Annotated in this window: 21 protein-coding genes; 8 read left to right on the top strand and 13 right to left on the bottom strand. The window is 65.4% G+C overall.

Features of this window, described 5'->3' with window-relative positions; all coding sequences use genetic code 11:
- Positions 1-83: 83 nt before the first annotated feature.
- Positions 84-1,406: a phospholipid carrier-dependent glycosyltransferase gene (locus AX703_RS22860; RefSeq protein ID WP_062347491.1), complete on the top strand. Its 1,323-nt coding sequence runs from the start codon at positions 84-86 to the stop codon at positions 1,404-1,406.
- Here AX703_RS22860 and AX703_RS22865 read toward each other — a convergent pair.
- Genes AX703_RS22865 through AX703_RS22880 form a run of 4 tightly spaced genes read right to left on the bottom strand, consistent with a single transcriptional unit; the run spans position 1,390 to position 4,865 of the window.
- Positions 1,390-2,022 carry a DUF2238 domain-containing protein gene (locus AX703_RS22865; protein WP_062347493.1) on the bottom strand — a complete coding sequence of 211 codons (633 nt, stop codon included), beginning with the start codon at positions 2,020-2,022 and terminating at the stop codon, positions 1,390-1,392. The two genes, AX703_RS22860 and AX703_RS22865, sit on opposite strands and share 17 nt — an antisense overlap.
- Before the next feature lies 1 nt (position 2,023).
- Complete coding sequence (locus AX703_RS22870) at positions 2,024-3,148, bottom strand: glycosyltransferase family 2 protein (RefSeq protein ID WP_062347495.1); 1,125 nt, start codon at positions 3,146-3,148, stop codon at positions 2,024-2,026.
- 12 nt (positions 3,149-3,160) lie between these two features.
- The gene (gene leuB, locus AX703_RS22875; RefSeq protein WP_062347497.1) at positions 3,161-4,219 is read right to left on the bottom strand and encodes a 3-isopropylmalate dehydrogenase; all 1,059 of its coding nucleotides are present in this window, start codon (positions 4,217-4,219) and stop codon (positions 3,161-3,163) included.
- Between the two features lie 34 nt (positions 4,220-4,253).
- Positions 4,254-4,865 carry a DNA repair protein RecO gene (locus AX703_RS22880; protein ID WP_039336415.1) on the bottom strand — a complete coding sequence of 204 codons (612 nt, stop codon included), beginning with the start codon at positions 4,863-4,865 and terminating at the stop codon, positions 4,254-4,256.
- Positions 4,866-4,977: 112 nt separating this feature from the next.
- On the opposite strand from AX703_RS22880, the gene apaG reads away from it, so the two are divergent.
- From apaG to AX703_RS22895, 3 genes are all read left to right on the top strand, one after another.
- Positions 4,978-5,376, top strand: coding sequence for a Co2+/Mg2+ efflux protein ApaG (gene apaG / locus AX703_RS22885; RefSeq protein ID WP_062347557.1), 399 nt, complete (start codon positions 4,978-4,980; stop codon positions 5,374-5,376).
- A 12-nt stretch (positions 5,377-5,388) separates the two neighbouring features.
- Positions 5,389-6,186: a LysR family transcriptional regulator gene (locus AX703_RS22890; RefSeq protein WP_039336417.1), complete on the top strand. Its 798-nt coding sequence runs from the start codon at positions 5,389-5,391 to the stop codon at positions 6,184-6,186.
- 90 nt (positions 6,187-6,276) lie between these two features.
- On the top strand, positions 6,277-8,277 hold the full coding sequence (locus AX703_RS22895) for a bifunctional diguanylate cyclase/phosphodiesterase (protein ID WP_082734766.1): 2,001 nt from the start codon (positions 6,277-6,279) through the stop codon (positions 8,275-8,277).
- Positions 8,278-8,422: 145 nt separating this feature from the next.
- On the opposite strand, the gene AX703_RS22900 is transcribed toward AX703_RS22895, so the two are convergent.
- On the bottom strand, positions 8,423-9,691 hold the full coding sequence (locus tag AX703_RS22900; protein ID WP_039336505.1) for a multidrug effflux MFS transporter: 1,269 nt from the start codon (positions 9,689-9,691) through the stop codon (positions 8,423-8,425).
- Between the two features lie 86 nt (positions 9,692-9,777).
- Between AX703_RS22900 and dinB the strand changes: the two genes are divergently transcribed.
- Positions 9,778-10,914 carry a DNA polymerase IV gene (gene dinB, locus AX703_RS22905; RefSeq protein ID WP_062347499.1) on the top strand — a complete coding sequence of 379 codons (1,137 nt, stop codon included), beginning with the start codon at positions 9,778-9,780 and terminating at the stop codon, positions 10,912-10,914.
- On the opposite strand, the gene AX703_RS22910 is transcribed toward dinB, so the two are convergent.
- From AX703_RS22910 to AX703_RS22930, 5 genes are all read right to left on the bottom strand, one after another.
- Positions 10,893-11,378, bottom strand: coding sequence for an NUDIX domain-containing protein (locus AX703_RS22910; protein ID WP_062347501.1), 486 nt, complete (start codon positions 11,376-11,378; stop codon positions 10,893-10,895). The genes dinB and AX703_RS22910 overlap by 22 nt on opposite strands.
- 40 nt (positions 11,379-11,418) lie before the next feature.
- Entirely contained in the window at positions 11,419-12,711 is a 1,293-nt protein-coding gene (locus tag AX703_RS22915; RefSeq protein ID WP_062347503.1) for a cytochrome P450, read from the bottom strand.
- A 14-nt stretch (positions 12,712-12,725) separates the two neighbouring features.
- Positions 12,726-14,276 (bottom strand): acyl-CoA synthetase, encoded by a 1,551-nt coding sequence (locus tag AX703_RS22920; RefSeq protein WP_082734768.1) that lies wholly within the window; start codon positions 14,274-14,276, stop codon positions 12,726-12,728.
- A 158-nt stretch (positions 14,277-14,434) separates the two neighbouring features.
- Entirely contained in the window at positions 14,435-14,995 is a 561-nt protein-coding gene (locus AX703_RS22925; RefSeq protein WP_062347505.1) for a fasciclin domain-containing protein, read from the bottom strand.
- 30 nt (positions 14,996-15,025) lie between these two features.
- A complete protein-coding gene (locus AX703_RS22930) occupies positions 15,026-16,063 on the bottom strand; it encodes a hypothetical protein (protein WP_062347507.1) in 1,038 nt (345 codons plus the stop codon).
- A gap of 76 nt (positions 16,064-16,139) precedes the next feature.
- Here AX703_RS22930 and AX703_RS22935 point away from each other — a divergent pair, with 76 nt between their 5' ends.
- The 3 genes from AX703_RS22935 (at position 16,140) to AX703_RS22945 (ending at position 20,060) form a co-directional block, all read left to right on the top strand.
- Positions 16,140-16,823, top strand: a complete 684-nt coding sequence (locus tag AX703_RS22935; RefSeq protein ID WP_062347509.1) for a spermidine synthase — start codon at positions 16,140-16,142, stop codon at positions 16,821-16,823.
- Between the two features lie 140 nt (positions 16,824-16,963).
- Positions 16,964-17,908 (top strand): fumarylacetoacetate hydrolase family protein, encoded by a 945-nt coding sequence (locus AX703_RS22940; RefSeq protein WP_062347511.1) that lies wholly within the window; start codon positions 16,964-16,966, stop codon positions 17,906-17,908.
- A gap of 64 nt (positions 17,909-17,972) precedes the next feature.
- On the top strand, positions 17,973-20,060 hold the full coding sequence (locus AX703_RS22945) for an acetate--CoA ligase family protein (RefSeq protein ID WP_062347512.1): 2,088 nt from the start codon (positions 17,973-17,975) through the stop codon (positions 20,058-20,060).
- Between the two features lie 25 nt (positions 20,061-20,085).
- Here AX703_RS22945 and AX703_RS22950 read toward each other — a convergent pair whose 3' ends face one another.
- From AX703_RS22950 to AX703_RS22960, 3 genes are read right to left on the bottom strand one after another with little or no spacing between them, the layout of a single operon-like run.
- Positions 20,086-20,757 carry a phytanoyl-CoA dioxygenase family protein gene (locus AX703_RS22950; protein ID WP_082734769.1) on the bottom strand — a complete coding sequence of 224 codons (672 nt, stop codon included), beginning with the start codon at positions 20,755-20,757 and terminating at the stop codon, positions 20,086-20,088.
- Positions 20,758-20,763: 6 nt separating this feature from the next.
- A complete protein-coding gene (locus tag AX703_RS22955; protein WP_062347514.1) occupies positions 20,764-21,300 on the bottom strand; it encodes an adenine phosphoribosyltransferase in 537 nt (178 codons plus the stop codon).
- Positions 21,301-21,325: 25 nt separating this feature from the next.
- Complete coding sequence (locus AX703_RS22960; protein WP_039336509.1) at positions 21,326-21,970, bottom strand: HAD-IA family hydrolase; 645 nt, start codon at positions 21,968-21,970, stop codon at positions 21,326-21,328.
- Positions 21,971-22,106 lie beyond the last annotated feature (136 nt).

Raw genomic sequence — 22,106 nt, forward strand, 5'->3', positions numbered from 1 at the left:
GCCAGCCGCCTTAGTTTTCCGGACGGCTGCGCGCAAGCGGCGGGATTGCGAAGCGGCCCTGCGCGCCCTATCGGTCAGGACGCATGACGCAACAGTTCCAGACCGCAGCCCCGCGCGAGAAAGACCCTGCATTCTGGTGCGCGGTCATCGCGTCCGCGTTCTTCCTACTCGTGCTGCACCGGCTCGGCATTCCGTCAAAGCCTATGTTCGACGAGGTGCATTACTTGCCGGCGGCAAGACGGCTGATCGACCTGACGTCGCGGCTGAACCCTGAGCATCCCCTGCTGGCCAAGCAACTGATCGCCTGGTCGATGCAGCTGATCGGCGATACCCCGTTCGGCTGGCGCTTCCCCTCGGCCGTGCTTGGCGGGCTCGGGCTCTGGGCAATGATGCGGGCGCTGTGGTGGGCGAGCTTTTCCCGTTCGGCCACGGTCTTGTTCGGCCTGCTGCTGGCAACGGACTTCATCTGGTTCATGATGTCGCGGATTGCCCTGCTCGACATGGCGATGGCCGGGTTCATGGCGCTGGCCATGTGGCAATGGGCGCTCGCTTGGCGCAATCCTTCCGGCAAGGCCTTGCTGGCGCGGTCTCACCTGCTGCTGGCGGGCGTGTTCATGGGGCTTTCGCTGGGCGCAAAGTGGAATGGCGCGCTTCTGCTGCCGCTGCCCGGACTGGTCTTTGCACTGAACCGCTGGGAGGCGCTGAAGGGCAGGAGGAGTGGCCTCCTGTGGGCCTCGCGCGAGGCCGGACCGGTGCCAGGTGTCTCGCTGGTCGAGGCGGCGTTATGGCTGGGGGTGGTCCCGGTGGTGGTCTATCTTGCCACCTTCCTGCCCGCCTTCTTCTATGAAAAGCAGCCGATGACCGTAGGCGGGCTGTGGCATTGGCAGCAATACATGCTGGAACTGCAGGACAGCGTGAAGAAGCCGCACACCTACATGAGCGTGTGGTGGCAGTGGGTGGCCAACATCCGGGCGATCTGGTTCCTTTATGAAGAGGTCGATGGTGCGCAGCGTGGTGTGCTGATGATCGGCAATCCGTTCACGATGCTCGCCGGGCTGCCCGCGCTGCTGTTCTGTGCGTGGGACGGGTTCAAAGGCATGAAGGGTGGGGCAAAGCGGCTCCACCTGCTGGTCTTCGCCGCCTATGTCCTGCTCGTCGGCTTCTGGGCGATCAACGGCAAGCCAGTGCAGTTCTACTACCATTACATGCTGGCCAGCTGCTTCCTGCTGGCCGCCCTTGCGCTGGTCCTGGGCGAGTGGTGGGATCTGGGCCTGCGCTGGCCGACCAAGGTGACGCTGGTGCTGTCGTTCGGTCTGTTTATCGGATTCTACCCGATCCTCTCGGCAGGCGAACTGCCGCGCAAGGATTCCTACCGGGACTACACCTGGCTCAATAGCTGGAAATAGCGCGCAGCCGTAGCCAGACTGCGGTGGTCAGAGCGCCAAGCCCGGCAAGCGCCATGTCCTTCTGCGGGTCCCACACATCGCCCTGCTGCCCGTTATACGCATCTGCATCCGGCCCGGCCATGACCACGGTAAGCTGCCACTCGAAGATTTCGTAAAGCGCGCTGCCTGCCAGCACGAACTCCACCGCGATGTAGGTGGCCAGCGCAGGCGAAAGCCCGCGATGGCGCGCAAGCCAGCAGGCGATGGGCCAGGCCCACAAGGCGCCGAAGCTGAAATGAACGAGCCGGTCCCATGAATTGCGACCCAAGCCGAAAGCATGGTCGATCGAGGGCAGGCCAAGTGCGCCGAGCCACTGCTCGTAGGGCACGTACGAGTAGATGTAGCGCCCGCCGATGGTGTGCAGCGCCATGAATGCCGCGATGCACATGATCGCGCTTGTCGGCATGGGCCAACGACGCAGCGCGAGCCAGAGCATGGCAACGATGAACAGCGTCGGCAGGTTCTGGAGCGGCGCGAGTGCCGGGTAAGGCGTATCGATCAGGCTGAACAGAGCCCCTGCGCCGGTCAACCCGAGCAGAAGCGCTTGCGGTCCCGGAAGCCCCGCGACCGCGCGCAAATCAGTACTTGCCCCAGACGAAGCGCGACGACAGCGCGAAGTTCCACACCGAGCCGAGCACGATGCCGACGATCACCGCAACCACGCTGTGGAAGCCGATGGTCTTGAGCACGGCAGCCGAACCGACGTTGGTCAGCAGGCCCAGTGAGCAGGTAAGGCCGAACTGCGCCCAGCCGCGCAGCAGCGGGCCGAAGCCGCGCAGGCGCTTGTCGGAATAGGTCAGCTCGTTGTTGAGCACGAAGTTGAAGGTCATGGCGATGATCGCCGCCAGCGTGTTGGCGGTGTTGAAGGTCGCGCTTTCCGACCAGTTGCCATAGACGAAGCGTTCGCCGGCAATGACCTTGAGCAGCACCCACAGCGCGCCCAGTTGCACCGCGACGCCCATGGCGCCAACGGTGCCGAACAGCGCGAAGCGTGTCGGGATGATGCGGCCGAGCCACTTGTCGTACAGGCCTACGAGGAATTCGAACACTACGGTCTGGTCCAGCTTGCTCTCGCCCTCGATGCGGGCGACGAAGTTGAGAGGGAATTCCTTGACCTTGAGCGGGCGGTCGACCGTGGCAAGGATATCGAGCAGGATCTTGAAGCCGACGCCGGACAGACGGTGCGCGTCCGCGCGCAGCGTTTCGGTGCGAAGCATGAAATAGCCGCTCATCGGGTCCGACAGTTCGACGCCGGTCACCTTGTTGGCGATGCGGTTGGCCAGGCCCGACGCCTTGACGCGGTCGGGACGGCCCCATTCCTCGGTACTCGCACCTTCCGCAAAGCGCGAGGCATAAGCGAGGTCATACTCGCCGCTTTCGACCGCAGCGAGCATCTTGGGCAGCAGTTCGGGATCATGCTGCTGGTCAGCGTCCATCACTGCGACGATCGGGGCAGCCGTGGCGCACATGCCCTCGATCGCAGCCGAGGCAAGGCCGCGGCGACCGATCCGCTCGATCACGCGGACGCGCGGATCGGTAAGCGAAATGCGGCGCGCCTCGTCGGCGGTGCCATCGGGGCTGTTGTCGTCAACGAAGATCGCTTCCCACACCACGCCCTGCAGCGCAGCGTCGAGACGCGCGACCATCGGCGCGATGTTCGCGCGTTCACGATAGGTCGGAAGGATAACGGCTAGCTGGAGCATCGGACGGGGCCTTTAGAGCCTTGCGAGCACCGCGTCACCTACTTCCGTCGTCCCGGCGCTACCGCCAAGATCGCGACCCAGCACGCCATCGGCCAAAGTCCTGGCCACGGCGGCCTCCACCCGGTCTGCCGCTTCTGCCAGCCCCAGCGAGTGGCGCAGCAGCATCGCCGCCGAAAGGATCGTCGCCATCGGATTGGCAAGACCCTGGCCAGCGATGTCGGGGGCCGAACCGTGGATCGGCTCGTAAAGGCCGAAGGTGCCGTGCGCGGTCTGGCGCTCGCCGAGCGAAGCCGAGGCAAGCAGGCCGATCGAGCCTACGCACATCGAGGCCTGGTCCGAGAGAATGTCGCCGAACAGGTTGCCGGTCAGCACGACGTCGAACTTGCCCGGCGCGCGGACGAGCTGCATCGCGGCGTTGTCGACGTACATGTGCTCGAGCGTGACCTCGGGATATTCCCTGGCCACCTCGATCACCACGTCGCGCCACAGTTGGCTGGTTTCGAGCACGTTGGCCTTGTCGACCGAGCACAGGCGCTTGGCGCGGCCCATCGCGGTGCGGAAGCCGACATGGGCGATCCGGCGCACTTCGGATTCGTTGTACGACATGACGTCGTAGCCCTCGCGGTCACCGTTGGCAGCGGTGCGGAAACCCTTTTCGCCGAAATAGACGTCGCCATTCAGCTCACGCACGATGACCATGTCGATTGCGCCGGCCACCTCGGGGCGCAGGGCGGAATGTCCTTCGAGGCCGGCAAAGACCTTGGCCGGACGCAGGTTGGCGAACAGCGTCAGTTCCTTGCGCAGGCCAAGGATCGCCTGTTCCGGGCGCAGGTGGCGTTCGAGCGAATCGCAATCGGGATCGCCTACCGCACCGAACAGGATGCCATCCGAAAGGCGGGCGATCTCCAGAGTCTCGGCCGGGAGGGGATGGCCATAGGCCTTGTAGGCCGCGCCGCCGACCGGGGCTTCCTTCATCTCGATGTCGGGCAGGCCGAGCGCTTCGATCACGCGGACCGCTTCACGCGTCACCTCGGGACCGATGCCATCACCGGGCAGAACCGCAATCTTCATGAAATACCCCTTCGTCCCTGCACTCGCTCGCCGCTTATGCGTCGAAGCCAATCCTTCTCAGGCGGCCGAGCAGAATCGCGCGCGCCCCCATAACATCGCGCGTGCGATCGGCAAGCAGGCGGTTGGCGATGGCCTTGCCCTGACGCTCCAGACGGGCCAGCAGATCGGGCCATTGCTCGTCTGGCGGAGGGGCTGGGGCCGTGCCATATCCGACCTCGCGCAGCAGCAGCACTTCGTAGCCAGCCAGGACCCGTGCCCATCCTCGGGCCGAGGGGGCATGGCAGATCGCATCGAGCAAGGCGACGAGCGACTCGTAGAGCACCGGGTAAGGGTGGCCTTCGGGCAGTGTCGCGGCGGTCAGCGCGCAGGCCCAGCCGATCCCCGCGCTGGGCAGTGGTTCTGACAGCCACGGCCCCCGACTTGCCACGAGCTCGACGCGGGCAGATGGCAGTTGCGAAGCCGTGCGTGAGCGCACTTCAACCTCGATCAGGTTCCCAGGGATCAGCACGGGCCGCAGTTCGCGCCCCCGCGCCCCGGCGACATAGGCGGCGGCAAGGCCATGGTCGGCGGTCAGCACGCGGATGATCGCGCCGTGTTCGCCGTTGGGCAGGACCGAGCAGAGAATGGCGGGGGCGCGGATCAGCATCGCGTCATCCTCTGCGCCTGCCACCCTTTTTGGGCAATGCCTTCATGGGCAGGCGGCACAAAGTTGCACATCGGCGTTGGAACATCTGGCGGTTTGCGATAGTTTGATGGGCATGAAGCAGCTCTTCCAGCATGCCGCCATCACCGAAGGCGTCACGGTGCGAGTCGCCGTGAACTTCCTCCCCGAACAGTCGCGGGTGGAAGCGGGAAAGTGGTTCTGGGTCTATCATATCCGCATCGAGAATGACGGCGAACAGCCGGTGCAACTGCTGTCGCGCCACTGGCGGATCACCGACGGGCGGGGCATGATCAACTTCGTCGATGGCGACGGCGTCGTCGGCGAACAGCCCGTCCTGCAGCCGGGGCAGAGCCACGACTACGTCTCCGGCTGCCCGCTTGGCACCCACCATGGCAGCATGGAGGGCCATTACACGATGCAGCGTGCCGATGGCTCGTTGTTCGATGTGGCGATTCCGTTCTTTCCTCTGGCGGCACCGGCTCCGGCGAACTAAATCCGGTTCGCAATGAAGCGGACCCATCTCCCTCTCAATGGCCTGCGCGTGCTTGACGCTGCGGCCCGGCACCTCTCGTTCACGCGCGCCGCCGACGAACTGGCGGTGACGCCGGCGGCGGTCGGGCAGCAGATCCGCGCGCTGGAAGACCTGCTCGGTGTCGTGCTGTTCCGCCGCACTTCGAAGGGCCTTGAACTCACCGACGAGGCGATTGCCGGTCTCGATGCGATCCGCGAAGGCTTCCTGCGCTTTGAAGAAGGCGTGCAGGCGATGCAGGCCGGGCAATCGAGCCATGTCTACACGATCGCCTGCCCGCGCGATTTCTTCGCCGCGTGGCTGTCGCCCCGGCTTGCGGCGTTTCGCGCCGGCAATCCGCAGATGCGCTTCTCGCTCGTCGGCGGCGATGCCGATATCGACTTTACCGAAGCCAATCTCGACCTTGCAGTGCGTTGGGCCGAGGGGCCGGGCGAACTGGAAGGCATCGCATTGGGCCAGCCGCTAATGGTGACGGTGGCCGCGCCCGATGCCGCGCCCGATTGCCCGTGGATCGGCTGGCCCGGCGATCCGGCACCGGGCGGCGGCGATGTCGGCTTCTCGGTCGGCGACGCCGGAACCGCGATCAGCGCAGCAAGCGCCGGGCTGGGCCGGGCGCACGTGCCCTATCAACTGGTCGACAATGCGATCGGCATGGGCCGCGTGGTCGTGCAGGGCGAACCCGTGACATCACGCAAGGGTTACTGGCTCGTCGCACCCCTGCCGCAGTGGCGGCAAAAGAAGGTCAAGGAGCTGGTCGCGGCGCTTTCCGCGTAAAGCTAAGGCGATGATTTGCCACGCCAGATAGACCCGATTCGGAATTGACCCTTACGCGCTGTTAACTGCCTTGGTGCTATCCGCGCAGCCATGTTTACCGGGTTGCGCAGTCTTGTCGCTCGCGGACGGCGCTTCGGCCGTCCGCTGCGCAATGCGCGTCCCTTCTCTTCCAGCTGGCAGCAGCGCGAGGGCGACAATTTCACGCTCGCCTATGCGCGAAGCCTGTCGCATCGCCTGCCGCTTCTCTATCTCGTCGTCGTCTTCGACATGCTGCTTGTGGCATTCCGGTTTCGCCATATCGCGCCCGTCTGGCTGATCGCGCCGGGACCGATATTCCTCGGCGGCTTTGCGCTGTGGCGGGCATATTACTGGCGACCGGCAGCGGTCGAGCGGCGTGCAACGGCGGTTCTCCGGCGTGATCTCGCCTCGATGAGCTGGCTGGGAGCATTCGCCAGTTTCCTGTTCGCCCTGTGGGGCATGGCGCTCTACGTCCATGGCGATTGGGAAGCGCAATCCTTCATCCACTATATCTTTGCCGTTACGCTGTTTTCCGGGATTCTCGGCCTCGGCCATTCGCCCATGACGGCATTGCGCATCGCGATTGCGACAACGATCCCGACCACTGGCCAGATCCTCTTCAGCGGGCATCCGAATGCGGTCATGGTCGTGCTGGTGCAAGTGGTGGTGACGACCTTGCTGCTGCTGATCACCAACGGCCACCACCGCGATTTCGTGCGGCTTGAACTGTCGCGTCAGCAATTGACCCGGCGAGAGCGCGAAGCGGCGCGGCTGGCGCAGGAGAACCTGCTCCAGGCAACCATCGATCCGCTGACCGGGGGGCTCAACCGTCGCGCCATCCTCGATCGGCTGGCCGAGGATATCGAACGCAGCGGCAGGGGCGTGCAACGGGCATGGCTTGCCTTGATCGACCTCGACGGGTTCAAGCACATCAACGATACCTATGGCCACGCGGCAGGCGATGCCGTGCTCCAGGCCGTGGCGAATCGGCTTGGCGGAATGGAGCGTGTGCGCTGCTTCGGTCGGCTTGGAGGCGATGAATTCGCCGTGGTGCTCGACCCCTCTCTTGATCACGCAGCCGCCTTTGCGATCGGTACGGCGCTTTCGGATTCACTGCGCGCCCCGGTGCTGCACGGCGGTGCAGTGCTGCGCTTTTCCGGCTCCATTGGCGTCCATCGCATGGACGGGCGCAGCGTCAGCGATTGCCTCGAACGGGCCGACGCCGCGCTCTACAAGGCCAAGGAGCTTTCCGATGGCGCCGTCGTCGTCTTCAGCCCGGACGACGAGGCCGAGCTGCAGGATCGCGCTGCAATCACCCGCCTGTTCAACGAAAGCAATCTCGCCGACCGGCTCAAGCTCGTCTACCAGCCAATCCTCGATGCCGAGAGCGGCGGCGTGATCGGCCTCGAAGCGTTTGTGCGCTGGAGTCCCGATGGCGAGCGCTGGCTGGCACCGGGGCAATTCATGTCGCTTGCCGAAGCGACGGGGCGGACCGGCGAAATGACCCGCACGGTCATGGCGCGCGCCCTGGCCGAATGCCCGGCGTGGAAGTACGGACGTTGGCTGGCGATCAACCTCAGCCCCCGCGACGTGATGCGGACTGGCACGGCCGAAGCTCTAGCGCGCCTGGTGGAAGACCATGGGGCGCCGCCGCATTCGATCATCCTGGAGGTTACCGAACGGGCCCTGCTCGAAGATCCCAAGCGCGCCGAAGCACAATTGCTGGCATTCCGCGCGCGCGGTTTCCGCATCGCGCTGGACGATTTTGGCGCGGGCTGGTCAAGTCTCAATCAGGTGCACAGCCTGCCGCTCGACATGATCAAGATCGATCAGGAACTGTCCCGCGCCCTCGCCACCGACCCGGGTGCGCGTTCCCTCGTCGGTACGATCGTTTCACTTGCCTGGCAGCTTGGCATCGACTGCACGATCGAGGGCGTCGAGGACGAAGCGCAGGCCAGCACGGCGCGCGCTCTGGGCATCCGGCTCATGCAGGGGTATCATCTGGGGCGGCCGCAACCCGCAGCAGAAGCCTTGGCGCTGATCTCGGATAACGCCTTGAGCCTGCGCGCCTGAGAGTTCTTTGATCCGAAACTGGCGTTTCGAATCTTGCGGCACCGGCCCGCTCCCCCGCCCGACCACCCATTCAGGATACTTGCGTGGGTGGCCGGGCGGGGGAGCGGGCCGGTGCCGCACGAACCTCGCCGGTGGCGAGGTCAGATCAATGCTCCAGCACGATCGGGCGCGGTGTGCCCGGCGGGTGCAGGCGGCGGAACAGTTTCCCCTTTTCGCTGAACAGCACCAGCAGAAGGCTGAGCACGCCTGCTGACAGCAGCGCGAGCGCCAGCGGATGCGCCGTGCCGTCGTAGGCCTGGCCGACGAAGATCCCGATGACCGAGCCGATCACCATGCGCAGGAAGGCGTGCATCGAATTGGCGCTCCCTGCCGTGCGTTCGAACGGCTGCAGCGCGATCGAGCCGAAGTTCGCGCCGATGAAGCCGATCAGGATCATGTTCGTGATCATCAGCGGCATGAACTGCCACAGCGTCTGCCCTTCCAGACTCGAGGAGAAGGTCTGCAGCGCGCTGACGAGGATGAACGCGATTACCGCCGTGTGCGAGACGCGGCGCGCGCCGAAGCGCTCGACGATGCGCGAGTTGGAGAAGCTGGCGCAGGCCATCATCAGCGCCGAAAAGCCGAACAGCACGGGGAACATCTTGCCCGCGCCGAAGTGTTCGCCGACGAGCTGCTGCGAGGAGTTCACATAGCCGATCATCGCCCCGAAAGTGAGCGAACCGCCCAGCACGTAGCCGATGGCCGAGCGGTTGGTGGCAGCGTGCCCCATGTTCTTCGCGATCGTCATCGGGCGGATCGCCTGGCGATATTCGGGGTGCAGCGTCTCAGGCAGGCGGATATACAGCCATGCCGCCATGCCCGTGGCCAGAACGGCCAGCAGCACGAAGATCCAGCGCCACCCGGCAAACAGCAGCACGACCTGCCCAATGCTCGGCGCAAGCATCGGCACGACCATGAAGATCACCGAGATGATCGACATCTGCTTGGCCATCTGATCGCCCGAGAAGCGATCGCGGATGATGGCACCGGGCAGAACGGCAAGCCCGCCGCAGCCGATCGCTTGCCCCACGCGCATCGCCAGCATGCCGTCGAACGAAGTGACGAGCGCGCAGGCCAGCGAAAACAGGATGTAGATCGCCATGCAGGTCAGCAGGACCGGGCGGCGGCCATAGCGATCCGCCAGCGAACCCGGGAGGAGTGAGGCAAAGCCCGAGGCGAGCAGGAACGTGCCGACCACCAGCTGGCGGCGGTTGGGATCGGCAACGCCAAGATCCGTCGCAATGTCGCCAAGCGCGGGCAGCATGGCATCGACGGCGAGCGCCTGCATCGCCATGACGAGCGCCATCATCGCGATGGTCTCGCGCTCGCCCATCGTGCGCGGCGCGCGCAGGGTGTTGGAATCGTTAGCGGGCATAATCACCCTTTGAACGAGAATGGCTTCAAATCCCATCCCCCAAAACCGGGTTTATGTTGCAATGCGAAACGGAGTATCGTGGGCACATGGAATTTGCGCGAGACCAGGACGAGCCTGACCGTCAGGCGATTGCCTTGCGCAAGATCATCCATGTCGACATGGACGCCTTCTTCGCCAGCGTCGAGCAGCGCGACGATCCCTCGATCTGGGGCCTGCCCGTGGCCGTCGGCGGATCGTCCGGGCGCGGCGTGGTGGCAGCGGCAAGCTACGAGGCGCGCAAGTTCGGGGTGCGTTCGGCCATGCCCTCGGCGCGTGCGGCGCAATTGTGCCCGGACCTGATCTTCAGAAAGCCGCGCTTCGATGTCTACAAGGCAGTGTCGCAGCAGATCCGCAGCGTTTTCCTGCACTTTACGCCGCATGTCGAGCCGCTCTCCCTTGACGAGGCCTACCTCGACGTGACCGATGATGTGCGCGGGATCGGTTCGGCCACGCGTATCGCCGAGCTGATCCGCCAGCGCATCAGGGCCGAGACCGGCCTTACGGCAAGCGCCGGGGTGTCCTACAACAAGTTCCTCGCCAAGCTCGCCAGCGACCAGAACAAGCCGGATGGCCTCTGCGTGATCCGTCCGGGCGAAGGGGCGCAGTTCGTCGGCTCGCTTCCGGTGCGGCGCTTCCATGGCATCGGGCCGCGCGGCGCTGAGAAGATGGCCAGGCTGGGCATAGAGACCGGCGCTGACTTGAGGGCCAAGGACCTGGCTTTCCTGCGCGCCAACTTCGGGAGTTCGGCAGACTATCTCTATCGCGCGGCTCGGGGGATCGACCTCAGGCAGGTCAAGGCAGATCGGCCGCGCAAGTCGGTCGGCGGCGAGCGGACGTTCGAGCGGGACATCTCCTCCGGCCCCGCGCTGCGCGAGACACTGGAGCGGATCATCGAGATCGTGTGGGAGCGGATCGCGCGCAGCGGGGCAACCGGGCGAACGATAACGCTCAAGATGAAGTCCAACGATTTCACCCCCTGCACGCGCGCCAGGTCCCTGCCGCGCCCGATCGCAGGGAAGGAGGAGTTTGCCGCACTCGCCCGCGACCTGCTCGATGCGCAATTGCCGCTGCCCAAGCCGATCCGGCTGATGGGGCTGACGCTCTCGGCGCTGGAAGGCGAAGAGGCCGAGGACGGCGACGAGGGCGCCGCAGCGCCGGTGCTTCAGGCCGAACTGCCGTTCTGATCGGCCAGCCAGCGCGCAACCATCTCTCGCACCGGGCCGCTGGTGTTTGCCGGGAGCGCCTCGGCCGCAAAGAAGCGTGCTTCCTCGATCTCGCGGCCATCGGCGGCGGGCAGGTCCCCTGTCGTCCCGACGACGAGTTCGATCGCATTGGTCCAGCCCTTGCGGTCCAGCACCACCGTGCCAAGGTGACGCGGCGCATCAAGGATGCAGCCGGTCTCCTCCAACAGTTCGCGTGAGGCTGTCACTTCCGGGCGCTCGTCACGGCCCAGCCCTCCGCCTGGCAGCATCCACGTGTCGCGCGCGTGGTAGCTGTGCCGGACGAGCAGCACTTCGCCTGCGGCATTGACGGCGATCACGTTGCAGCCGCGCACGCGCTTGCGCGTGATGCGCCAGTACGACAGCCGCGCGGCATGGGCAGTGCGCAGCAGGGTACGGTGGAGCGGGCCGGGAATGAAGTGCAGCACCAGCCCATTGTGAGGCCGGTGCTGCCGATTGTCACCCCGGTTACGCCGCCTTCCAGCGCAGCGGCAGCGCCTTGAACCCGCCGACGAAGGTTGAATTCACGCGGCGCGGGCTTCCCGCCAGTTCGAGGCTCTCCACCCGGTCGAGCAGCACATCGAGCAGGATGCGCATTTCCAGGCGGGCGAGGTGCAGGCCGAGGCACTGGTGCGAGCCAGCGCCGAACGCGGCGTGACGGTTAGCCGGGCGCGTCGCGTCGAACTTGCGCGGTTCGGGGAACTGGGCGGGGTCGTGATTGGCCGCGACGTAATTGAGCATCAGCCAGTCACCTTCGGCGATCTGCTGGCCACCAAGCTCGGTGTCGCGCGCGGCGGTGCGCATGAAGTGCTGAACGGGCGTGGTCCAGCGGATCGCTTCCTCGACGATGCCGGGCAAAAGGGTGCGGTCGGCCTTGGCGCGGGCAAACAGGTCAGGATCGCGGGCGAGGGCGAGAACGGCTCCTGCAGACGAGGCCGAGGTGGTGTCGTGCCCGGCACTGGCGACGATGATGTAATAGCCTGCCGTATCGCGATCGCTCATCGGTTCGCCATCGATCACGGCATTGGCGATCACGGTGGCAACGTCCTCGCCGGGGTTCTGGCGGCGCTCGGCAGCAAGTCCGGCAAAGTAGCGCTCGAACTCTGCCACTGCGCCGGCGACGATCTGCGAAATCTGTTCGGGCGGCAGGTCCTTGATGCCGGACTTGTTCATGTCTTCGTCCTGCCCGCCGAACATCTGCTGGGTCAGGAACAGCATCTTCGGCTCATCCTCGGGCGGCACGCCGAGGATCTGCATGACAACGTGGAGCGGATAGGGCGCAGCGACCAGCGGGATGAAATCGCCTTCCTCGCCCGCCGCCAGCATCCGGTCGATCGATTCGTTGGCGATCTTGCGGATCTCGCCATCAAGCTTCGACAGGTTCTTGGGCATGAACCAGTCCTGCGTCAGGCGGCGCAGCTTCGGGTGCTTGGGTGCGTCCATGGCGACGAGCGAATCCACCAGATGCGGGCTCCCGCCGGTGATCGAGCGGGCCAGCATGTCTCCGACGCGCAGGGTGAAGACGGCCGACTTGGGCCGGTTGAGGAAAGTCGCATTGTCCTTGCTGACCTTCATCACTTCGTCGAAGCCCGAAACCAGCCAGAACGGCTCGTGCTCGTCTTGGGGCGCGACGACCCGGGCCACGGGCGCCTTGGCGCGAAGGGCATCGAACTGGTCGAGCAACGGGTCCCACGTGCCGTAGGACTTGGGGTCGATGACGGCGCGGCCCACCTCAGCCGGAACCACTGGAACGCTTGCCATTGTCCTGTCCTCCCTCAGACCGTGGCCGCTTGCGCGGCTTCGTGGGCCTGCTTGTATTCGTCGCGGAGCAGGCGCTTGAACAGCTTGCCGGTGGGCTCGCGGGGCAGCTCCTCGCGGAAGTCGATCTGGCGCGGCATCTTCACGCGCGAAAGCTGCGGGTTCAGCCACTCGGTCAGCTCGGCTGCAAGTGCCGGACCAGCCTCGGCCATGTCGCGCGGCTGGACGACCGCAACGACTTTCTCGCCCATGTCGGGATCGGGCGCGCCGATCACGGCGACGTCGGCCACCTTGGGATGGGTGACAAGCAGGTTCTCGATCTCTTGCGGGTAGATGTTCACTCCACCAGAAATGATCATGAAGCTCTTGCGGTCGGTCAGGAAGAGGTAGCCGTCCTCGTCGACCCAGCCCACGTCGCCAAGGCTGGTCCAGCCGTGCTTGTTGGTGGCGTCGCGCGTCTTGTCGGGGTCGTTGTGGTAGGTAAAGGCATTGCCGCCTTCGAAGAACACCTGGCCTTCGGTGCGCGGCGGAACCTCGTCGCCCTCCTCGTTGCAGATGCGGATCGTGCCAAGAATCGCGCGACCGACCGAGCCGGGACGCTGCAGCCAGTCCTCGCTGGCGATGAAGGTGAAGCCGTTGCCTTCGGTGCCGGCGTAGTACTCGCGCAGGGCCGGACCCCACCACGCGATCATCGCCTGCTTTACCGGCACCGGGCAGGGCGCAGCGGCATGGATCGCGCACTTGAGGCTGGAGATATCGTACTTCGTGCGGACGTCATCGGGCAGCTTGAGCATGCGCACGAAGTGCGTCGGCACCCACTGGCTGTCGGTGACCTTGTACTTCTCGATCAGTTCGAGGGCATGCTCGGGATCGAACTTCTCCATCGCGACCACGGTGCCGCCCATGCGGTGAATGGTCATCGACCAGCGCAATGGTGCGGCGTGGTAGAGCGGAGCGGGCGAGAGATAGACCGCATCGCCGGTGATGCCGAAGGCCTGGTTCGCAATGCCGATCAGCGAATTGACCGCGCCGATCTCGGGGTCTTCGGGAAGCGGAATGCGCACGCCCTTGGGCTTGCCCGTGGTGCCCGAGGAATAGAGCATGTCGCAGCCGGCGCGCTCGTCCGCGATGGGCGTGGCAGGCTGCGCCGCCAGCGCGGCGTCGAGTGAAAGGGGGCCTTCGGTATCGAAGCGCAATTGCGGCACCTCAGGGGCCAGCTTTGCCACTTCGTCGAGCACCGGGGCGGTGTATGCCGAACCGATCAGCAGGCGGGTGCCACTGTCATGCGCAATATAGGCGATCTCGGGCGCGGCGAGGCGGCACGAGACGGCGACGTAGACGAGGCCAGCCCGCTGCGCGCCCCAGGCCAGAGCGAAGAAATCGGCCCGATTTTCAAGGCACAGTGCGATCGTATCGCCAATCTGGAGCCCGCGCGAGCGCAGCAGCTGCGCGAACTGGTTCGATTTGGCCTCGAGCTGCGCATAGGTGACCACCTCGCCGCTGCCGCCCATGATGACGGCGGCGCGATCGGGATTGCGGGCGGCATGATATTTGGGGTGGAAATGCACCGGCCTTGTCCTCTCGCAACTAGCGGACTCAGGCCGCCATTTGCGAGGAAGCTTAACCGATCAGTTAAGGGGTGCAACCGGGATTTGCGAGTCCGGTTGCACCACCTTGCTGCAATTCTTGCCCGATCCTTTCACAGCGGAATCATCCGCCAAGGCCGTTACTGCGGCGCGGGCAGGACGCGGTCGATCGGATAGATCACGCCGTTGCGGGCGACGATCGGTTCGCCGACCAGTCTGGGCGCGTCGTCTCCGCTGCCGAGGCGGATGGTGTCGCCGCTGCGGGTGAGCGTAAGAGGCTGCCCGCCGAGACTGGCGAGGCGCACCGTGCCGTTGGCGCGCTCGATGCCCTGCTCCAGATCGGCCCGCGCGACATAGCCCGGCGAGAGGTGCTGGCTGACGAGAGCGAGGAGTTGCACCTTGCCGTCCTCGCTTTCCAGCGCTTTGCGATCGGCTTCGGGCAAGGCCTTGATCGCTTCGTTGGTCGGCGCGAACAGGGTGTAGCTGCCGACGCCCTCGAATGTCTTCTCCAGCCCCGCCGCCTTGATCAGCCGGGCCGATTCGGAAAGATCGCTGCTGTCGTCGAGAGCGTCGAACAGGTCCTTGCTCGACGCCTCGGCGACTGCGCCGCTGCCCTTTGCATCTGGCGCATCGCTCTTTCCGCAGCCGGCAAGGGCGAGCGCTGCGACCAGCACAGTCCCCATCATCGTATGGCGCACCATGGAAATCCTCTTCGTGTCTTCGAGTGCAGGTCAGGCGATCAGTTCAATCACGGCGCGGACCAGCTGGGTGGTCGGGTCGACTTCGTAGACGTAGCCGTCGCTATAGCGGTACCAGCTGTCGGGCGTGTCGGCGTAGCGGCCGCGCCAGTCAGGGGGTACGTTATAGAAGCCGTAGCCGGCCGGCATCGGCTGGCCCACTACCCACGGATCACCCGTCAGCAGCGCGGCGATGCCCTCGATCACGTTGGACTGCGGATTGACCTCGAAGATGGCGTTCTGCGCGTAGCGATAGTCATAGCCATCGCGGAAGCCATAGTAGCGGTCGTAATAGCTGGGTACGGCGTAGTCGCTGTACTGCGTGGGCCAGACCTGCCCGCCGAACAGGGCACCGCCAAGCAGGGGCACGATACCCGAGACCAGCCCGCCATTGCCGACGCGGTACATGTAGCCGTTGCCGTAGCGCCAGTCATAGTTGTTGCCGAGGTAGCGCACCGGGTACCAGTCACCCCAACTGCGCGAGTCCCGGATCTGGCGGGCCTGGCCCGGCGGCAGGCAGCCGTTGTTCTTCTTGGCAAGGCCGGGAGGGCAATCGCTCGCGACCGGAATCAGGAAGCGGCGGTCGTCGTAACGATAGCGGCCGTCCTGCCATTGGCGGCTTGCCACGCGGATGACGTTGCGGTCGTCCCCTCGGTCAACGCGGCCGTCGCCGCCGCGGTTGACCTGGCGTTCAAGCTTATCGAAAGCCTTCGCACCGTTGTCGCGGCCCGGGCCCTTCCCGGGATCCTTGTCATTGTTGCCGCGCATGGCCTGCTGGGGCATTTGCCGCGCGTCGTTGCCGCGGGACTTTTCCGGGCGCATTTCGGCGCGCTTGTCAGGGCCCTTCGCCCTGTCAGGACCCTTGGCCTTCTCGGGGCCTTTCTGGCCCCCGCGATCCATTTTCTCGGCCTTGGCCGGGCCGCCGCCGCCCTTGCTGTGGCCGTTTCCGTTGCCGTTCCCATTGCCTTGGGCGAGGGCCGGGGCACTGGCCGCGAAAGCGGCGATACCGGCCATGAGCATCATCTTGCGCATCGTCTTGTCTCCGAATCCGTCGGTTGAGGCAACGTGCGCCTTGTGGCTGCGGTTCCCGCAGACTAGGGCCTCAAGTATGATAGCACGCGAACTTCTCGGCACGGCACGAGTGCCCGATGGCGAAGAGCTGAAGCTCTACAGGCACGACCGCGATTTCATGATCGTGCTCGGCCACAACGAATTGATGAGTACGCGGCAGAACGGTTCGGAGATTGCACTCGCCACGCAAAGCATCGCCCGGATTGCCAGGGCGCAGCGGCCGGCGATGCTGATCGGCGGCTATGGCATGGGCTTCACCCTTCGCGCAGCGCTGGAGAAGCTTCCGGCCGACGCGCACGTGACCGTGGCCGAACTGGTGCCCGAAATCATCCAGTGGGCCAAGGGGCCGATGGCGGAACTGGAAGCAGGCTGCCTCGGCGATCCGCGCGTGCGGCTGGTGATGACCGACGTGGCCGACGTGATCTCGGCCAATGCGCTGTCGGTGGGCGGGACCGGGTACGATGCCATCCTGCTCGATGTCGACAACGGACCTGATGGGCTGGTGCGGGCGGGCAACAACCGGCTTTACACGATGCGCGGGCTGCGCACGGCGATGGATGCACTGCGCCCCGGCGGCGTGCTGGCGATCTGGTCTGCGGCAAGGGATGCCAATTTTACCCAGCGCCTCAAGGCAGCAGGATTCAACGTCGATGAAGTGGAAGTGCGCGCCCGCACCAATGGCAAGGGTGCAAAGCACGTGATCTGGTTTGCCAGCGCTTGAGGGGTAGCCCAGGGCGAGACTGCGCACGCGAAGGCTCACGTTTCATTCACGGCGTTTATGCCGGGCAATAAATACCATTCCTTTGCTGTCTCGCCCGGCGCGGACTAGGCGTCGGGGCAAGACAGCATCGGGAGAATGACATGCGCCTCGCCACAATCGACAACGGTACTCGCGACGGGCGGCTGATCGTGGTCTCGCCGCAAGGCGATGCCTTCGCCTATGCTCCGGCCGCGACCTTGCAGGAACTGGTCGAGGGCTGGGAGGCGTTCTCGCCGGCATTGCAGGCCATCGCCGCGTTTCCCGAAGCGCTTGATGATGCAAGGCTGCTCGCACCGTTGCCCCGTGCCTGGCAGTGGCTGGATGGTTCAGCCTTCCAGAGCCATGGGGACTTGATGGACGCGGTGCTGGGGATCACCAAGCCCAAGACCGACGTGCCGCTGATGTACCAGGGCATGTCCGATACCTTCATGGCGACGGGGACCGAAGCGCGCTTCCCTTCGACCGACCTCGGCATCGATTTCGAGGGCGAGTTCGGGGTGATTGTCGATGCCGTGCCGATGGGGACAGGCGCTGCCGAGGCGATGCAGCACATCCGGCTTGTCGTTCAGATCAACGACTGGTCGTTGCGCACGCTCGCGGGGCCGGAAATGAAGACCGGCTTCGGCTGGGTCGGTGCCAAGCCAGCCTGCGCGATGGCGCCCTTCGCCGTGACGCCCGATGAACTCGGCGATGCGTGGAGGAACGGGCGCGTCTGCCTCGACCTGCTGGTCGACTGGAACGGGAAGCGCTTCGGTGCCGCCAATGGCCATGCGATGGGCTTTGGCTTCCACGAACTCGTCGCCCACGCCGCGCGCACGCGCGATCTGGTGGCGGGCACGGTGATCGGATCGGGTACGGTCTCCAACGAAAACTTCCGCGAGATCGGCTCGTCCTGCATTGCCGAGCGGCGCGGAATCGAAGTGCTGGACGAAGGCGAACCCAGGACCGCATTCATGGCCTTTGGCGATACGGTGCGGATGGAAGCGGTCGATGCTTCGGGCCGCGCACCGTTCGGTGTCCTGCACCAAAGGGTCGTGCAGGCCTGACCACAACGCCCACTTGCCGTCCTTCCGATAATTGTTATAGCGCATAGCGAAATCGGAGGATGCCATGGCCGTTGTTGCGAGTCTGTCCCACGCTGCGCTTGATCGTTTCCTGCGCCCGAAGTCCGTCGCCGTCGTCGGCGCATCGGACAAGCCCGGCGCGCTTGGTGCAACGCTGCTGACCAATCTCGATCGCAACGGCTATGCCGGTGCCGTCTATCCAGTGAACCCGAAGCGTGACGAGATCATGGGCAAGCGCTGCTTCGCCTCGGTCGACGCGCTTCCCGAAGGTGTGGATGTGGCCGTGCTGGCGATCCCGCGCGCCGGCGTGCTGGATGCCGTGAAGGGCCTGGCGGAGCGCAAGTGCGGCGGCGTGGTGATCTTCTCGGCCGGCTTTGCCGAAGGCGGCGAGGAAGGCCTGGCCGAACAGCGCGAGATCGCGCGTATCGCGCATGAAGCGGGCATGGTGGTCGAAGGGCCGAACTGCCTTGGCCTGGTCAACTATGTCGATCGCATTCCGCTGACCTTCGTGGAAACCAATGCGGTGCCCCCTGCCGGCAAGCGGGCGATCGGCATTGTCTCGCAATCGGGCGCGATGGCGGCGGTGCTCGGCACGATGCTGCTCGCCCGCGATGCCGGCGTCTCCTACTCGGTCTCGACCGGGAACGAGGCAGCCAGCGGGGTCGAGGACTATGTCGATTGGCTGGTCGACCAGGACGATACGCACGTGATCGCGATGATCGTCGAACAGTTCCGCAAGCCGCAGGCGTTCCTCGCTGCGGCGCGGCGGGCGAAGGCGGCCGGCAAGCCGGTGGTCCTGCTGCACCCCGGCAAATCGAGCGCGGCGCGCGAATCGGCGGCAACGCACACCGGCGCGATGGCGGGCGACTACAAGCTGATGCGGGCCATGGTGGCACGTGCCGGCGTGATCTTTGCCGAAACGCTGGAGGAGCTGGGCGACATTGCCGAGATCGCGGTGCGCTGTCAGGCGCTGCCTTCGGGCAAGACCGCGGTGCTGGGCGAATCCGGGGCCTTCAAGGCGCTGACGCTCGACCTCGCCGAAGAGCTCGACGAGGATTCGCCACTGCTGCGCGCGGCGCTGCCGCCGTTCGTGCCGGTGTCCAATCCGCTCGACATCACCGCGCAGGGTCTGTCCGAGCCGGCTATCTACACCCGCTGCGTCGAGGCCCTGCTGGAAGACGACCGCGTCGGCACGGTCTTCGCGGGGATCATCCAGGCCGAACCGATCACCTGCAAGATCAAGTTCCCGCCGATCCTCGCCGCTGTGGAAGGCAAGACGCTCACCAAGCCGGTGATCTTCGCCGGGCTCGACGAAGGCGCCGAGGTTCCGGCCGAGCGCATCGCCGCGCTGCGGGCGGCCGGCATTCCGTGGTTCCCCACCACCGAACGCGCACTGCGTGCCGTGACCCGGCTGACGCACTGGTCCGCTCAGGACCTTTCCGCCAACGACCTTCCGGCAACACCGCTGCCCGGCCTTGCCGATGTCCACGGCGTGATCCCGGAATACAAGTCGAAGGAACTGCTCGGCCCGCTGGGCGTGAGCTTCCCCAAGGGCGGCTTTGCCGACAGCGCCGATGCGGCGGTAGCGGCTGCCGATGCCGTCGGCTATCCGGTGGCGATGAAGGCGCAGGCAGCAGCGCTTGGGCACAAGAGCGATGCCGGCGGCGTGATTCTCAACCTTGCCGATGCCGCTGCCGTGCGCGAGGCGTGGGACCGCATCCACGCCAACGTCGCAGCCTACTCCGCGTCGATCCGCTTGGATGGCGTGTTGATCGAAGCGATGGGCAAGCGCGGCATGGAGATGATCGTCGGCGCCAAGAACGATCCCGAATGGGGTCCGGTCGTGCTCGCAGGTTTCGGCGGGGTGACCGCGGAGGACGTGCGCCTGCTGACTGCAGACCTGACGCAGGCTGCGGTCGAGGCCGAACTGATGAAGCTCAAGAGCGCGGCGCTGCTCAGCGGCTATCGCGGTTCACCCGCGCTGGACGTTCCGGCGCTCGCGGCCCTGATCGTGAAGGTTGGCCAGGTCCTGCGCGCCGAACCCTCGATCCGCGAGATCGACCTCAACCCGGTGATCCTGCACCCCACGGGTGAGGGCGTGGTAGCACTCGACGCGCTGATGCTGGTGGAATGAGTGGCGCGATGTGGTCGCCGGAGTTTCAGACTCCGGCCCACTCAAGGCCGTTGGGTAAAGCCAAGGCCGAGTAATCGACTTGCAGCACCCGGCGATGCATCGGCTGGGTGGCAGCGTCTGACGCGTGAAGAATGAGTGTCGAATAAAGCCAGACGTCTCCCCTCTCGGCGAGGCACGTCAGGATTTGGCTTTGCTCGATGATTGCAGCCACTTGCCGTTCCGGGATTCGACCAAGCCGATGTGATCCGGAAGCAACCAGCAACGGCGCATTGGTTTCCGGCACGGCATCCAGATGAATGCGCAGCGTGACCATGTCCCGCAAGATGCTTTCAGGCGGGGCGACGTGAACCATGCCCTGCTTGTTGGTCCAAGGACCGAAGCCGGGCGTCTCGATTCTCTCGGCCACACAAATCGTTCGGTCCTGATGCCAGCCCAAGGCCCAGTTCGTCCGTTCGCTCTTGTCGAAGAGGAGTGCGCGGACAGGTTGGGCATGCGCTCCAAGCGCGTGACATGCCGCTTGTCCTATCAAACTCCGATGATCGAGTAGTGGCCGCAGGCCCGGTTGTCCCTTCAATCTCAGCCCTGCGCGCTCGGCCGGTAGACCGCAGTTAACAGCGTCAATCGCTGACAGCAGCGGCAAAGCCAATTGTGGCAGTCTTACCGCGCCTGTGCGCTGCAGTTCTTCCAGATCAAACACGGCAGTTCAGTGCCCCGGAAAATCCATCAGCGCCTCTACCGTCAGCCCGGCGTCGCGCAGGCGGGCGGCGCCGTGGAGGTCGGGAAGGTCTATCACGAACAGCGCGTGAGTGACGTGCGCGGCTGCCGTGCGCAGGAGTTCCGTTGCCGCAAGGGCAGTACCGCCCGTGGCGATCAGGTCATCGATGATGACCACGCGCTGGCCTGCGGGAATGGCCGTAGGATCGATCTCCAGCCGGTCGCGCCCGTATTCGAGCGCATAGTCGATGCCGATGGTCTTGCCCGGCAGCTTGCCGGGCTTGCGTACCGGCACGAAACCGAGGCCCATATGCGCCGCTACCGCAGCACCGAAAATGAATCCGCGTGCCTCCATCCCGGCGATCGCCTCGGCACCGGCGTCCTGCGCCATCCGCGCCAGGTGGCCGATGCTGGCGGCAAGCCCGGTCCCGTGCGAGATCAGCGTGGTGATATCGCGGAACAGGATGCCGGGTGCGGGAAAGTCCGGCACGGTGCGGACAAGGGCCTTGAGCTCTTCGGGTGTCATGCCTCCAGCCTAGCCGCCATGCAGGTCAAAAGGAAAGGCCGAGAACCTGCCCGAGGTCGGCCAGGGCCTGTTCGCCGCTGGTCACCTTGATCGCCTGCATCCCCAGCGCGGCGGCCGGTTTGCAGTTGATGCCGAGGTCATCGAGGTAGACGCATTGCGCCGGGGCGAGGCCCAGCGTCTCGCACATCATCAGGTAGATGCGCGGATCGGGCTTGCGCACGCCCGCCTTGCTGCTTTCGATGACGTGTTCGAAGCGGGCGAAGATCTGTTCGAGCTCGTCGTGCGCGTCGGCGCTGCGGGCCATGCCGGCACCGTGGCCGGCGGGCACGTTGTTGGTGATGCAGCCAAGCCGGTAGCCTTCTGCCTTCAGCCGATCGAGCGCCGACACCATCGCCGGACGCACCGCGCCGGCAAGGACGGCCAGGACCGACGCGCCATCAAGCTCGTGGCCAAGCGCCCGGGCCTCTTGCGCAAAGCGGCGGTCGAATTCGGCGCTGTCGATCTCGGCGCGTTCGAACAGCGCCCAGGCGTTGGTATCGCCGTTGCGGGCATTGACGGAACGGACGAAGTCCTGCGGCAGGCCCCGTTCCGCCTCGAGCCGGTTGAACGCCTCGAACGGGGAGGAGGTGATCACTCCGCCAAAATCGAAAATCACCGCTGCGTACGCCATCGTGCCTCCCTTTGTGTGGCGCGCAGCCTTAACCGATCGGTGAAATCGGACAAGGCCATCGGATTTTTCCTCCGTTTTGATGTGGATCATCGTATGTTGACGGCGGCGAAGGCAGACTTTTCCCATTGAAGGACAG

The sequence above is a fragment of the Novosphingobium sp. CCH12-A3 genome, from assembly GCF_001556015.1.
GTDB lineage: Bacteria > Pseudomonadota > Alphaproteobacteria > Sphingomonadales > Sphingomonadaceae > Novosphingobium > Novosphingobium subterraneum.

Excerpts from the sequence above, each read along its gene's own strand:
- leuB (WP_062347497.1), bottom strand. The coding sequence starts at position 4,219 with ATGAAGATTGCGGTTCTGCCCGGTGATGGCATCGGTCCCGAGGTGACG.
- AX703_RS22930 (WP_062347507.1), bottom strand. The coding sequence starts at position 16,063 with ATGCGCAAGATGATGCTCATGGCCGGTATCGCCGCTTTCGCGGCCAGT.
- AX703_RS22955 (WP_062347514.1), bottom strand. The coding sequence starts at position 21,300 with ATGACACCCGAAGAGCTCAAGGCCCTTGTCCGCACCGTGCCGGACTTT.
- AX703_RS22860 (WP_062347491.1), top strand. The coding sequence starts at position 84 with ATGACGCAACAGTTCCAGACCGCAGCCCCGCGCGAGAAAGACCCTGCA.
- AX703_RS22945 (WP_062347512.1), top strand. The coding sequence starts at position 17,973 with ATGGCCGTTGTTGCGAGTCTGTCCCACGCTGCGCTTGATCGTTTCCTG.
- dinB (WP_062347499.1), top strand. The coding sequence starts at position 9,778 with ATGGAATTTGCGCGAGACCAGGACGAGCCTGACCGTCAGGCGATTGCC.
- AX703_RS22960 (WP_039336509.1), bottom strand. The coding sequence starts at position 21,970 with ATGGCGTACGCAGCGGTGATTTTCGATTTTGGCGGAGTGATCACCTCC.
- AX703_RS22925 (WP_062347505.1), bottom strand. The coding sequence starts at position 14,995 with ATGGTGCGCCATACGATGATGGGGACTGTGCTGGTCGCAGCGCTCGCC.
- AX703_RS22870 (WP_062347495.1), bottom strand. The coding sequence starts at position 3,148 with ATGCTCCAGCTAGCCGTTATCCTTCCGACCTATCGTGAACGCGCGAAC.
- AX703_RS22940 (WP_062347511.1), top strand. The coding sequence starts at position 16,964 with ATGCGCCTCGCCACAATCGACAACGGTACTCGCGACGGGCGGCTGATC.
- AX703_RS22880 (WP_039336415.1), bottom strand. The coding sequence starts at position 4,865 with ATGCTGATCCGCGCCCCCGCCATTCTCTGCTCGGTCCTGCCCAACGGC.
- AX703_RS22935 (WP_062347509.1), top strand. The coding sequence starts at position 16,140 with ATGATAGCACGCGAACTTCTCGGCACGGCACGAGTGCCCGATGGCGAA.
- AX703_RS22895 (WP_082734766.1), top strand. The coding sequence starts at position 6,277 with ATGTTTACCGGGTTGCGCAGTCTTGTCGCTCGCGGACGGCGCTTCGGC.
- apaG (WP_062347557.1), top strand. The coding sequence starts at position 4,978 with ATGAAGCAGCTCTTCCAGCATGCCGCCATCACCGAAGGCGTCACGGTG.
- AX703_RS22900 (WP_039336505.1), bottom strand. The coding sequence starts at position 9,691 with ATGCCCGCTAACGATTCCAACACCCTGCGCGCGCCGCGCACGATGGGC.
- AX703_RS22890 (WP_039336417.1), top strand. The coding sequence starts at position 5,389 with ATGAAGCGGACCCATCTCCCTCTCAATGGCCTGCGCGTGCTTGACGCT.
- AX703_RS22915 (WP_062347503.1), bottom strand. The coding sequence starts at position 12,711 with ATGGCAAGCGTTCCAGTGGTTCCGGCTGAGGTGGGCCGCGCCGTCATC.